The 12,305-nt window shown below is 41.3% G+C and carries 8 protein-coding genes; 2 read left to right on the forward strand and 6 right to left on the reverse strand.

From position 1 onward, the window contains the following. Positions 1-18: 18 nt before the first annotated feature. The 6 genes from odhB to sdhC form a co-directional block, all read right to left on the reverse strand. Entirely contained in the window at positions 19-1,212 is a 1,194-nt protein-coding gene (gene odhB / locus F902_RS18535) for a 2-oxoglutarate dehydrogenase complex dihydrolipoyllysine-residue succinyltransferase (protein ID WP_005205873.1), read from the reverse strand. Then, on the reverse strand, positions 1,212-4,052 hold the full coding sequence (locus tag F902_RS18540; RefSeq protein ID WP_005205875.1) for a 2-oxoglutarate dehydrogenase E1 component: 2,841 nt from the start codon (positions 4,050-4,052) through the stop codon (positions 1,212-1,214). The genes odhB and F902_RS18540 overlap by 1 nt, the downstream gene beginning before the upstream one ends. A 746-nt stretch (positions 4,053-4,798) precedes the next feature. After that, complete coding sequence (locus F902_RS18550; protein ID WP_004664446.1) at positions 4,799-5,509, reverse strand: succinate dehydrogenase iron-sulfur subunit; 711 nt, start codon at positions 5,507-5,509, stop codon at positions 4,799-4,801. A gap of 14 nt (positions 5,510-5,523) precedes the next feature. Next, complete coding sequence (gene sdhA / locus F902_RS18555) at positions 5,524-7,419, reverse strand: succinate dehydrogenase flavoprotein subunit (protein ID WP_005205877.1); 1,896 nt, start codon at positions 7,417-7,419, stop codon at positions 5,524-5,526. Positions 7,420-7,431: 12 nt separating this feature from the next. Continuing rightward, the gene (gene sdhD / locus F902_RS18560) at positions 7,432-7,797 is read right to left on the reverse strand and encodes a succinate dehydrogenase, hydrophobic membrane anchor protein (RefSeq protein WP_004652198.1); all 366 of its coding nucleotides are present in this window, start codon (positions 7,795-7,797) and stop codon (positions 7,432-7,434) included. Next, positions 7,797-8,198 (reverse strand): succinate dehydrogenase, cytochrome b556 subunit, encoded by a 402-nt coding sequence (sdhC, locus tag F902_RS18565; protein WP_017401997.1) that lies wholly within the window; start codon positions 8,196-8,198, stop codon positions 7,797-7,799. The genes sdhD and sdhC overlap by 1 nt, the downstream gene beginning before the upstream one ends. An 899-nt stretch (positions 8,199-9,097) precedes the next feature. On the opposite strand from sdhC, the gene gltA reads away from it, so the two are divergent. Next, entirely contained in the window at positions 9,098-10,372 is a 1,275-nt protein-coding gene (gltA, locus tag F902_RS18570) for a citrate synthase (protein ID WP_004652200.1), read from the forward strand. Positions 10,373-10,489: 117 nt separating this feature from the next. Next, complete coding sequence (locus F902_RS18575) at positions 10,490-12,265, forward strand: DKNYY domain-containing protein (protein WP_005205880.1); 1,776 nt, start codon at positions 10,490-10,492, stop codon at positions 12,263-12,265. The last annotated feature ends 40 nt before the right edge of the window (positions 12,266-12,305 follow it).

Here is a 12,305-nt window from a genome sequence, read left to right on the forward strand (position 1 = left end):
TAAGGGGATTTAAATATGTTAAAGATCAAGAATGAGTTTAGCTGGCTCTTCTAACAATTCTTTGATTGTTACCAAGAAACCTACTGCTTCTTTACCATCGATTAAACGGTGGTCATAAGAAAGTGCTAAGTACATCATTGGCAAGATTTCAACTTGACCATTTACCGCCATAGGACGTTCTTGGATTTTATGCATACCCAAGATTGCAGTTTGTGGCTGGTTTAAAATAGGGGTTGAAAGCAATGAACCGAAAGTACCGCCGTTCGTGATTGTGAACGTACCGCCAGTCATGTCTTCGATACCTAACTTACCGTCACGTGCTTTGAAAGCATAGTCACGGATACCGTTTTCAACTTCCGCATAGTTCATACGGTCAGTATCACGAAGTACAGGAACAACCAGACCACGGTCAGAAGAAACTGCTACACCGATGTCATAGAAACCGTGATAAACAATATCATCGCCATCAATAGATGCGTTTACAGCTGGGTAACGCTTTAATGCTTCAGTCGCTGCTTTAACAAAGAAAGACATAAAGCCTAAACGCGCACCATGACGTTTTTCGAAAGCGTCTTTATATTGCTTACGCATTTCCATGATTGGCTTCATATTAACTTCGTTAAACGTTGTTAACATTGCAGTTTGTTGTGTCGCAGCCAATAAACGCTCAGCAACACGTTTACGTAAACGTGTCATTGGAACACGTTTCTCGATACGCTCGCCTACAGCAACGCTTAATGGTTGAACTGATGCAGCAGGTTTAGCTTGATGGCTAGCAACATCTTCTTTAGTGATGCGACCACCACGGCCTGTACCTTGTACGTCAGCAGCATTGATACCAGTTTCAGATAATGCTTTACGAACCGCAGGCGCTTGGTTTGAATCAACAGCTTGAGTTGATGCAGCCGCAGGCGCAGATGCAGCAGGAGCCGCTGCGGCTGGAGCAGCAGCTTCAGGAGCAGCTGCAGCAACAGCACCAGCTTCGAATTGAGCAATCACTTCGTCAGAAAGAACTGTATCGCCTTCACCTTTGATGATTGCAACTAAGCTACCATCAGCTGGAGCAACCACTTCTAAAACAACTTTATCGGTTTCAATGTCACAGATCACTTCATCACGTGATACAGGTTCACCTACTTTCTTGTGCCAAGTTGCGATCGTACCGTCAGCAACTGACTCTGGAAATACCGGTGCTTTAATTTCGGTTGCCATTATTTAGAATCTCCTGATTGTTCAACTTCAATCGCAAGTGCGTCATTGATAAGCTGAGCTTGTTGTTTTGCATGCAAGTATGGCGAGCCACAAGCAGGTGCGGCAGATGCTTCACGACCAGCATAGCTAATACGGATTTGTTTACCAGATTTAAGAACATCTTCATACAAACGAGGAACGATGAACAACCAAGCGCCTTGGTTCTTCGGCTCTTCTTGTGTCCAAACAAGTTCTTCAATGTTTGGATAAGCTGCCATTACTTCAGCTAAGCGTTGTTCTGGGTATGGATATAACTGCTCAATACGAACAATCGCGATATGGTTTAAACCAAGCTCACGACGTTTTTCGAGTAAATCGTAATAAACCTTACCGCCACAAAGCACTAAGCGAGTTACGTCAGCTTTGTTGATTTGATCAATTTCATCGATCACAGTTTGGAATGAACCGTTTGCTAATTCATCTAAAGTTGAAGTCGCAAGTTTATGACGCAATAACGATTTTGGCGACATCACGATCATTGGCTTACGAATCGGACGAACTGCCTGACGACGTAATGCATGGAAAATCTGTGCAGGTGTCGTAGGTGTCATCACTTGCATGTTGTCTTCAGCACATAGCTGTAAGAAACGCTCTAAACGTGCAGATGAATGCTCTGGACCTTGACCTTCATAACCGTGTGGTAACAACATGGTTAGACCACAAACACGCTCCCACTTGGTTTCACCCGAAGCGATAAACTGGTCAATTACAACTTGTGCACAGTTAGCGAAGTCACCAAATTGAGCTTCCCAAACGATCAAGCTTTTTGGCAATGTCGTTGAATAACCGTATTCAAATGCAAGTACTGCTTCTTCTGACAGTAAAGAGTCATAAACCGCAGTACGTGGCTGATTTTCTTTGATATGGCAAAGTGGAATATAAACAGAACCATCAACTTGGTTATGTAATTTGGCGTGACGATGCGAGAATGTACCACGACCCACGTCTTCACCCGTAATACGAACCAAGAAACCATCATCAAGTAAAGTCGCATACGCTAAAGTTTCTGCAGCACCCCAGTTGAGTGGCATTTCACCTGTTTGCATTTTCACGCGATCATCAATGACTTTTTGAACTTGACGCTGTAATACAAAACCTTCTGGCAATGTATTCATTTTCAAACCAAGTTCTTTCAAACGATCAATGCTGAACGTTGTATCCCAAAGATCGGTGTATTCATGGCCCAAATAAGGTGTCCAATCGACGAACATCTTTTTATTTGGTTCACGAACTAAAGCATTGGCAACGTGGTTTCCTGCTTCTAAATCAGAGCGGTAGCCTTCAACCATGGCATCAGCACTTGAACGATCAAGTACTTTCTCTTGAACCAATTGATCTGCATACAAGGTACGCGTAGTCGCTTTCTTGTTGATCACTTGGTACATCAATGGTTGAGTTGCAGATGGTTCATCTGCCTCGTTATGACCACGACGACGGTAGCAGAACAAGTCTAAGATCACATCTTTACGGAACTCATGACGGAAGTCATGGGCAATTTGAGTCGCGAAAATAACAGCTTCAGGATCATCACCATTCACATGGAAAATTGGCGACTGAATCATTTTTGCAACATCAGTACAGTATTCGGTAGAACGTGTATCGCGTGGATCAGAAGTCGTGAAGCCCACTTGGTTATTAATCACGATATGAACGGTACCGCCCACTGTGTAACCACGTGTTTGTGACATTTGGAAGGTTTCTTGGTTTACACCTTGACCTGCAAATGCAGCATCACCATGTACAATCACAGGAAGTACATCATCACCGCCAATGTCTTTACGACGAACTTGACGTGCACGTACTGAACCTTCCACCACAGGACCAACGATTTCTAAGTGGGATGGGTTAAACGCCAATGCTAAGTGAACTTCGCCACCTGGAGTCATGACGTTTGAAGAGAAGCCTTGATGATACTTAACGTCACCAGAACCTTTTTTATGTAGGCTCTTGCCTTCGAACTCACCAAACAGATCAGCTGGGTTTTTCCCCATGATGTTAACAAGAAGGTTGAGACGGCCACGGTGTGGCATACCAATCACAACTTCTTTACAACCGACACTACCTGCACGTTGAATGATTTCGTTCATCATTGGAATAAAAGACTCACCGCCTTCTACACCGAAACGTTTTGCACCAACGAATTTGTTACCAAGATACTTCTCTAGGCCTTCAGCAGCAGTTAAACGCTCCAAGAAACCTTTTTTCTGATCATTGGTATAATTGAATTTACCGCGAACACCTTCCAAACGCTGTTGAATCCAACGCTTTTCTTTAGTGTCAACGATATGCATGTATTCTGCACCAATTGAACCGCAGTAAGTTGCTTCCATGGCATCAACCATTTCAGACAATGTTGCTTCTGCTTTACCAATTGCGAGGTTGCCTGTATTAAATACAGTATCGAGATCAGACTTAGTTAAACCGTGTGCAGATAAATCGAGGTCAGGAACGTCTTCGCGTTTCGCAAGACCTAATGGATCGAGTTTAGCTTTTTGATGACCACGGTTACGGTAAGCAGCGATGAGTTGTAATACACCAATTTGACGACGCTCATGTTCTGTACTTACAGTGCTTTGTACGACAGGTTGAACTCGGCTTGCATTACGTCCCAAAAGGAGGAATTGCTCGCGCACACTGCCGTGTGGTTGATCACCTTTAGGGTATTTATCGAAATATTCACGCCAATCCTCTGACACTGAGGTTGGAGAAGTTAGGTACTGCTCGTATAGCTCTTCAATATACGCTGCACTATCAGCGGAAAGTTCAGTGTCAAGACGCGATGCGTCAGCAACTTCTTGCATTTTTGGACCCATTTCCTATTGCAAAAAATAATACAGGCTGCCTTTTAAGCACACCCATGATTCATAGTGTCAAATTGGTAAACACGACACTACTACTCAAGATCATCCAACCTTGAGACATTATTACTACACATCAGGAGTATTCCCTTTGATGTAACAAATGAGCTACGCACCTTCAATTCAAGGCACATAACTCATTTTTCATACTCGATGAAATCGAGCAATTTTTTGCAAATCATTTTAGAAAAATTAACTGGATTTTTAACTTTTCTAAATTGACTTTTTCCATGAAATCTGTACAAATCTCTAAGGCATTATCGATCGATAACATCCAGAATCTGTTTATTTTTTGATTTCATTTGTGGCAGAAATCCTATCATGTTCTCAAGCAGGGATTGATTTTTTTGACACATACCATCTATAAAGCAGCGAAATACACACATCAAATTATATTCTAATATACCGCCCTTTTGATAAAAGTTGCACTCCAATCGATCAAAAATAAACATTCTCTACAAATCTTGCACAAACCTTATTCAGTTTGATGAAAAATAAATCAATATATTTATCATATCGATTCCCATGATTTGGTTTAACAGCAAAATCTATAAATATTTAAGGCCTCATTTCTAAAATTCAAGCCCAACTTTTGCAAATAGATATTTTTTAAGCAGTCAGGAATTACAGCAACCATAAAAAAAGAAGCCCCTTTCGGAGCTTCTCTTTTTTACGCTAGAAAAAGCAGATTAACCCGCTTGATCCAACAGCATATTACGAATGTGACCAATGGCCTTTGTCGGGTTCAAACCTTTAGGACATACTGATACACAGTTCATGATCCCTTTACAGCGGAACAAAGAGAATGGATCGTCTAAACGAGCCAAACGTTCTTGTGTTGCCGTATCACGAGAGTCAATGATGAAGCGGTATGCATTTAACAATGCAGACGGCCCAAGGAACTTATCAGGGTTCCACCAGAATGATGGGCATGACGTTGAACAACATGCACAAAGAATACATTCATATAGACCATCTAAGTGTTCACGTTCTGCTTGAGACTGTAAACGCTCTTTTGCCGGTGCTGGCTGATTATTAATCAAGAATGGTTGGATCTTGTCATATTGATCATAGAACTGATTCATGTCTACAACCAAGTCTTTTACCACTGGTAAACCAGGTAAAGGACGGATCACAATCTTCTCTGGCAAGTCGTTCAAGTTCCACAAGCACGCTAAACCATTTTTACCATTGATGTTCACACCATCCGAACCACAAATACCTTCACGGCAAGAGCGACGGAATGTTAATGACTCATCTTGCACTTTCAACGCAAGTAACGCATCAAGCAACATACGATGCTTATCGGTTAACTCAAGTTTGAAAGTTTGCATGTACGGCGCTTTATCCTTATCAGGATCATAGCGGTAGATTTCGAATGTACGAGTGCCTCTACTCATCTTTGTTCTCCCGATTAGAATGTACGTGGTTTAGGTTCAATTGCTTCAACCGTTAATGGGCTGAAACGTACCGGCTTATATTCAAGACGGTTATCTGATGAATACCATAAAGTATGCTTCATCCACTCATCATCACGGCGACCGTAAGAATAAGTTGGGTGATCAGGTGCTAACTCATAGTCAACAACTGTATGCGCACCACGACATTCTTTACGTGCAGCAGCAGAAATCAGAGTCGCTTTCGCAACTTCATACAAGTTTTCAACTTCTAACGCTTCAACACGCGCAGTGTTAAATACTTTAGATTTGTCTTTCAAATGAATGTTACGAACACGCGGCTCAATCGCAAGAATTTCTTTTACGCCCTTATCAAGCAATGCTTGAGTACGGAATACACCGGCGTGATCTTGTACGATGTCACGGATTGCATCAGCAACTTCTTGTGCATTTTCACCCGTTGTTGAATCATCAAGCTTACGGATACGCGCTAAAGTGTTCACCAAGACATCAGTTGGAAGCGGTGCATAATCATCGCCATGATGTTTAGTTACATAGTCAATGATGTGCTCGCCCGCTGCTTTACCGAATACCACAAGGTCAAGCAATGAGTTGGTACCTAAACGGTTTGCACCATGTACTGACACGCAAGAACATTCACCAATTGCATAGAACCCTTTCACAGGTTTTACGTAATCACGAGTACCTTTATAAGAATACTCTTTAGTGTCTTTGTTGTAGCTTGCAGAGAATTCACCTTCTTCTACACCATGTGGTACAACCACTTGGCCATGAATATTGGTCGGAATACCACCCATTTGATAATGGATTGTTGGTACCACTGGAATTGGCTCTTTAGTACAGTCAACGTTTGCAAACTTCTTACCAATCTCAAATACAGACGGAAGACGTTTCATAATCGTTTCAGCACCCAAATGCGTCATATCCAATAAGATATAATCCGCTTTAGGGCCACAACCACGACCTTCTTTAATTTCTTGGTCCATAGAACGTGATACGAAGTCACGTGGCGCCAAGTCTTTTAAAGTTGGTGCATAACGTTCCATGAATGGTTCGCCGTCTTTGTTACGAAGGATACCACCTTCGCCACGACAACCTTCAGTCAACAATACGCCTGCGCCAGCAACACCCGTTGGGTGGAATTGCCAGAATTCCATATCTTGCAATGGAATACCTGCACGAGCAGCCATACCAAGACCGTCACCAGTATTGATATAAGCATTGGTTGATGCGCGATAAACACGACCCGCACCACCTGTAGCGAATAAGGTTGCTTTGGCTTGGAATACAGCAATGTTACCTGTTTCTTGGTCAATCGCCGTTACACCAAGTACATCACCTTCTTCGTTACGGATTAAATCTAATGCAATCCATTCAACGTAGAACTGAGTACCCATTTTCACGTTGCTTTGATACAAGGTATGCAATAACGCATGGCCTGTACGGTCAGCAGCAGCACACGCACGTGGAACTGCTTTTTCACCATAGTTTGCAGAGTGACCACCAAATGGACGCTGATAGATCGTACCATCTTCGTTACGGTCAAACGGCATACCCAAGTGTTCAAGCTCATACACAACTTTTGGCGCTTCACGTGTCATGAACTCGATTGCGTCCTGATCGCCTAACCAGTCAGAACCTTTCACCGTGTCATAGAAGTGATAATGCCAATTATCTTCTTGCATGTTACCTAACGACGCACCAATACCACCTTGAGCGGCAACTGTATGCGAACGTGTTGGGAATACTTTGGTCAATACAGCAACTTTTAAACCCGCTTGAGCAAGTTGGTAAGCAGCACGCATACCAGAACCACCACCACCAACGATAACTGCGTCGAAAGTGAGGTTTTGAATATTTGAATAATCTTCTTTAGGGTTAATTGCGCCCATGATCTCTTCCTATCAATTTGCCCAGAAAATCTGGATACCCCAGATTGCGTACACGAACACTGAAATAATGACAGCAGAAGTGAGTACAAGGCGTAAACCTGAAGCTGAAGGGCCCATTTGACGAGTCGTTACATAATCAGTAAAGACTTGCCACATACCAATCCAAGCGTGTGCAACCAGCGATAACACTGCTAATAAAGAGAAAATCTTCATTGGCAAAGTCAGCATAAAGCCAGCCCACTGTTCATAACCAAATCCGCTATTGCAAAGGATCCAGCCAAACAACACTACAGTGTATGCAGCTAACACTACAGCACTGACACGTTGGATATACCAGTCGCGAGAACCTGAACCTGTTAAACCTGTAGCACTTTTCATCAGAACATAATCCATACGAATGCTGCGACAATACCAACCGCAGACAAGATCAATGAAACTGTAGCAGCGATACGACCGCTTTGAAGTTCTTCAGCAAAACCGAGGTCAGCAAGTAAATGCTTCACACCTGCAATAAAGTGAAAAATCAAGCCAGCTACAAATACCCATACGATGAAACGTACAATGATATTTCCGAAAACGACATTTTTAACGTAGTCAAATCCTTCTGGTGAAGATAAAGATTTATCCAAAATCCATAAAAGAACTGCGACTAATAAGAATACGATTACACCTGATAGACGGTGTAGAATTGATGCAATAGCCACGGGTGAGCGTAAATTTACCGCTAACACCTGACCCATGGACAAATTGACAGGTCTGTTGCTTTTCACAGCGGGCATCCTGTAGGTAGAAACTCCATCCGGAGTTTGTTTGAATTAATTCAAAGGAAAGCTGGCATTGTTAGGCAAGCACAGCACATGCCTAACCTATAAACGACATCGAATTATAAAACGTGAAATATCAAAATACAAACAATCAACTTTCGCTTTAGTCGAAAAAAACTTTAAATAAGAATCATTCACACGCATAATAGCGGCGATTAATGCATCAAGTTTAAGCAAAAACAACTATCTGATTGTTTTGTAATGATAAAAATAAAATACTATTTTTTATAGATACTTTTTAATTTTATAAATTCTTTTCTTCATATTTCACAAAAAATGCCCTTTTCAGCGTCAAAGCAGCGCAATTTTTCAACCTTTATATATAGCCCCAAATAATACTGCTCATTTATATATTAAATATAATTAATTAATAATCTATTTTTAAGATTCCTTTTGCCAAATTCAATGAGTCATTTTTTAGGCAATTAATCGCACCAAAATGCACCAATAATGAATTTACCTAGAGCGCTTTTGATTGCTTTTTGAATGAACAGTTCACGGCAAAGTATGGCCGTTATAGGGCTTGCAGACGGGATAAGTATTTATTTTATAAGCAGCAACATCTGACCCAAATAAAAATTTACTTACAATTGGACTGATGCTTCATTTTTTTTATGCACCTGAAACTTGATTTGACATATTATACTCGACCGGTGCTGTGATTTTACTCAGTTTTTTCTTCGATACTGAATGACTAATTGACTGTAGCAACGTCATTTTTTATCCCTAAGTATAATTGACAAAATTTTAGTAACCACTAATCTTATAGCAAATTTTGACACCGTCTGATTCGCACATGACAAGATTAGTATTTCGAGTCAGATAATCATTCACCAGGACAGGAGATCTATTGAATGTCTGCAGCAACTGGCAAAAAAGCCGTATTACAGCTTGATGGCAAAGAAATTGAATTACCAATTTACAGCGGCACATTAGGCCCAGATGTAATTGACGTTAAAGATGTATTGGCATCAGGTCACTTTACTTTCGATCCTGGTTTTATGGCGACAGCGGCTTGCGAATCTAAGATCACATTCATTGATGGTGACAAAGGTGTGTTATTACACCGTGGCTATCCAATTGATCAATTAGCGACTCAAGCAGACTACTTAGAAACTTGCTACTTACTACTTAATGGCGAGCTTCCAAATGCTGAACAGAAAGCAGAATTTGATGCGAAAGTACGTAACCATACGATGGTTCACGATCAAGTAAGCCGCTTCTTCAATGGTTTCCGTCGTGACGCTCACCCTATGGCAATCATGGTTGGTGTTGTTGGTGCATTATCTGCGTTCTATCACAACGGTTTAGACATCGAAGATGTTAACCACCGTGAAATTACTGCAATTCGTTTAATCGCGAAAATCCCTACACTTGCAGCGTGGAGCTACAAGTACACTGTAGGTCAACCATTCATTTACCCACGTAATGACCTTGGTTATGCAGAAAACTTCTTACATATGATGTTTGCTACGCCTGCTGACCGTGATTATAAAGTAAACCCAGTTCTTGCTCGTGCAATGGATCGTATCTTCACGCTTCATGCTGATCACGAACAAAATGCGTCTACGTCTACCGTTCGTCTTGCTGGTTCTACTGGCGCGAATCCATATGCATGTATCTCTGCAGGTATCTCTGCACTTTGGGGACCTGCTCACGGTGGTGCAAACGAAGCTGTACTTAAAATGCTAGATGAAATTGGTAGCGTAGAAAACGTTGCTGAATTCATGGAAAAAGTAAAACGTAAAGAAGTTAAACTCATGGGCTTCGGTCACCGTGTTTATAAAAACTTCGATCCACGTGCGAAAGTCATGAAAGAAACATGTGACGAAGTTCTTGCTGCATTAGGCATCAACGATCCACAATTGCAACTTGCAATGGAACTTGAGCGTATTGCACTGAACGACCCGTACTTCGTTGAGCGTAAGCTTTACCCGAACGTAGACTTCTACTCAGGTATCATCTTAAAAGCGATTGGTATCCCAACAGGTATGTTTACGGTGATCTTCGCGCTTGCACGTACAGTTGGTTGGATCAGCCACTGGTTAGAAATGCACAGCGGTCCTTACAAGATCGGTCGTCCACGTCAGCTTTACACAGGCTCGACACAGCGCGACATCAAACGTTAATCTCGATTAGCGTTAATAAAAAAGGATGCTTCTGCATCCTTTTTTTGTTTTATCGGTTATGCTCTTGAAATAAAACTTAAACAACTTTCATTTTGCAGAACTCATTTTATCAAGCCAATGATCAAAAAAACCACTGTTTTGATGCAAGTCACACTGCCCGTCTTTCAAATAAAAATGGCGTCTTTCGCATTATTTCTATTAATGATCATACTGACTTGGCTGCTACTGGTTTACTTTAGTTATGATTTAAGCCTGTACTATCTTTATCAATTCCTGCCTTTCTTTGCCCAACTGCTCAGCATTGCTTTGATGTTTGCTTTATTGATAGCAACGCTTTACCTGTATAACCAGCTTTATCAGAAATACTTTAGCCATCCCATCACCTTTAAGTTATATCAGCAAGGCATCGCTCTGGAAGATTCCAAGCAATCTACTTTTTTCTGTTGGCAAGATTTGATCCAGATACAACTTCGACAACAGCAGGCGCAAATCCACAGTCTCAATCTACTCAGTAAAACCCAACCTTATCAGCAGTATTTTTATTTTAATTCATGGATGTGGCCTGCCACATTAACCCAGCAACATTGTGAGTTTTTACCGTTCTGGAAAAAACTGGAAGCGCTGGCAAAACAGCAACAATTGCAACGGATCAGCAATACAAGTACCCACAAGAAAACCCATATTGATATCATTCGCCTCATTGCAGATCAGCAAGCGCTAGACAGTTTTCAACAAAAACAGAGATGGTCTGCTATCGGATTAACGCTTGGTATTTTAGTCAGCTTTAGCCTATTTATTGCCTACCTACTCTGGCATGAATTTAACGATGGCAGCATTGATCTGCCCCATCAACAAACCCAGTCAATCTCTGGCACAAATTTTGAAAGCTATCAAAATCAGGTCTATATTTTTAAACAAGGCCAAGGTACTTTTTTAGTTCCCCAAGTAAAGGCTAATCAATTTACAGGTTTAGCTCTGAGTAATCTCCCTAATCGTGCAGATGAGCTATATAGCAATGTCGGTAAAACACCGCAACAGGTTTACTGGCAAGACCACATCTTGTCTCAATTAAATCCTGCGCAAACACGCTATTTAGGTAATGATTTCACCAAAGATCATCAACAGGTTTACTTTCGCGATATAGGTTTAACCAACGCGAATGCCGCTCATTTCTCGGCAATACTACATCCAAGATTCAATACACTTAGCTATTTTTACGCCAAAGATGATCAACAGGTCTATTACAAAACAAAAGCATTAACAGATTTAGATCCGCAACAGAGCCAAGCATTTCCAAATAGTAGTCAATATATCCACGATCACCGCTATGTTTATTATCAAGACAAAAAGCTGGGCAAGTTAAATGCGCAACAGACGCAAATTTTTAGTAGAAGTAACCGTTTTAGTCAGAACTTAAATCTAGCAACAGACGGTCGATCTTTTTATTTAAATGAACATCCATTACCACATATTGCTGAGCACAAGTTTTGGGGAACAACACCTGTTGATTTATCACACCTGCAACTCATTGGTAGCCAAAGCAGTGAGCCCTATCCAGGAAATTTCAGCTATCTTTTTGCAGATCAGCAATACATTTACATTTATGACGAATTTTATCAACGATTAAAAGTACTCTATCGATTTCCTCAACCAATACAGTTACAGGTTCTGGAGGATCGGCGCTTTAGTGATGGAAAAAATATGTACATCATCACTGAAAAGATCTACCGATCTAAGGGGCGCTCTTCAGGAACGACCACACATGGCTTTAAAATCAGCCTGATTCGTGAACAAGATCAACAGATCATCGCTCAATATTTTGCCCGTAATCCAAGTGCCTTAAAACTATCTAACCTGCTTCATGACAGGGAGATCAACGGATCTCAGAATTAACAAGATCAGCTGGAAGTCGATCAACACCTTGCATCATCAA

Source organism: Acinetobacter higginsii (assembly GCF_000369525.1).
GTDB lineage: Bacteria > Pseudomonadota > Gammaproteobacteria > Pseudomonadales > Moraxellaceae > Acinetobacter > Acinetobacter higginsii.

Excerpts from the sequence above, each read along its gene's own strand:
- sdhA (WP_005205877.1), bottom strand. The coding sequence starts at position 7,419 with ATGGGCGCAATTAACCCTAAAGAAGATTATTCAAATATTCAAAACCTC.
- F902_RS18575 (WP_005205880.1), top strand. The coding sequence starts at position 10,490 with ATGATCAAAAAAACCACTGTTTTGATGCAAGTCACACTGCCCGTCTTT.
- odhB (WP_005205873.1), bottom strand. The coding sequence starts at position 1,212 with ATGGCAACCGAAATTAAAGCACCGGTATTTCCAGAGTCAGTTGCTGAC.
- sdhD (WP_004652198.1), bottom strand. The coding sequence starts at position 7,797 with ATGAAAAGTGCTACAGGTTTAACAGGTTCAGGTTCTCGCGACTGGTAT.
- F902_RS18550 (WP_004664446.1), bottom strand. The coding sequence starts at position 5,509 with ATGAGTAGAGGCACTCGTACATTCGAAATCTACCGCTATGATCCTGAT.
- gltA (WP_004652200.1), top strand. The coding sequence starts at position 9,098 with ATGTCTGCAGCAACTGGCAAAAAAGCCGTATTACAGCTTGATGGCAAA.
- sdhC (WP_017401997.1), bottom strand. The coding sequence starts at position 8,198 with ATGCCCGCTGTGAAAAGCAACAGACCTGTCAATTTGTCCATGGGTCAG.
- F902_RS18540 (WP_005205875.1), bottom strand. The coding sequence starts at position 4,052 with ATGCAAGAAGTTGCTGACGCATCGCGTCTTGACACTGAACTTTCCGCT.